We start from the raw sequence: 1,068 nt of genomic DNA, 5'->3' as shown, positions 1-1,068 counted from the left end.
ATCAGGTTCTGCAGCGAGAAGGCAATGACCATCAGCGCAAGGCCGAGCGGCCGCGCCGGGGCGGGAAGCGATCCCTTGATATGCCGTGGCGGCGCGCTTGCCGACCGCCTGCCCTTGGCCAGCCCATGCGAGAGCCAGGCGTGCAGCGGCAGGCAGACAAGCAGGTTCAGCCCCGCGAAGACAAGATAGACGCTCTGCCACGGCATATGCGCGTGCAGGGCCGACGTGATCGGCCAGAACACGGTCGATGCGAAGCCGGCAATGAGGGTGAGGTAGGTAATGCTGCGTTGCGCGGCATGCGGCCTGATCTGCACCAGCAGCGCGAAGGCGGCGCCGTACTGCACCAGGTTCGATGCCACTTCGAGGACGATCAGCGCCGCCACGAAGGCCACGGCGGTGGGAGCACTGGCGATGCCGGCGAGTGCCGCCGCGGCCAGCACCGAGCCGGCGGTCATGATTTTTCCGGCGCCGAAGCGGTCGATCCAGCGCCCCAGCCAGGGCGCGGTCAGGCCACCGATCAGCAAGGCGGCCGAAAGCGCGCCGAAAATCCATTCGGTTGGCCATCCCAAATCCCTGGCCATGTCGGCGGCGAGGATGCTGAAGCTGTAATAGAGCGTGCCGTAGCCGATGATCTGGGTGACCCCAAGGGCGGCAATCGCGGCTATCGGCGCGCGTTCCGAGGCATCGAGCTCGGAAAGGCCCCGATTACTTGATGCCACGGTCACCGGTCACCACCCGGCCATCTTCCTTGGTGAAGTGGGTCACCGGATGGTCAAGCAGGTCGAGCACAAGCTCGGACGGCCGGCACAGCCGCGTCCCCTTTGGCGTCTCGACGATCGGCCGGTTGATCAGGATCGGATGCCTCAGCATGGCATCGAGCAGCTGCTCGTCGCTCCATTTGGGATCAGCCAGGCCAAGCTCGGCATAGGGAGTGCCCTTTTCGCGCAGCAAGGCGCGCAGCGGAATTCCCATGGCGGCGATAAGCTGGCGCAGGCGGTCCCGGCTGGGCGGATGTTCCAGATATTCGATGACCACCGGCTCCTCGCCGCTCGCCCTGATCATGGCAAG

2 protein-coding genes are annotated in these 1,068 nt (G+C 65.8%); both read right to left on the bottom strand.

Translation table 11 applies throughout. The features are described 5' to 3' along the window. On the bottom strand, positions 1 to 725 hold a 725-nt coding region (locus EOA36_RS36000), incomplete at its 3' end, for an MFS transporter (protein ID WP_245464568.1). After that, on the bottom strand, positions 706 to 1,068 hold a 363-nt coding region (locus EOA36_RS35995; protein ID WP_127281285.1), incomplete at its 5' end, for an ArsC/Spx/MgsR family protein. The genes EOA36_RS36000 and EOA36_RS35995, both read right to left, overlap by 20 nt.

It is taken from the genome of Mesorhizobium sp. M8A.F.Ca.ET.021.01.1.1, assembly GCF_003998025.1.
Lineage (GTDB): Bacteria > Pseudomonadota > Alphaproteobacteria > Rhizobiales > Rhizobiaceae > Mesorhizobium.
The sequence above is the reverse complement of the archived record's forward strand: the minus strand, read 5'-3'. Positions and strand labels throughout refer to the sequence as shown.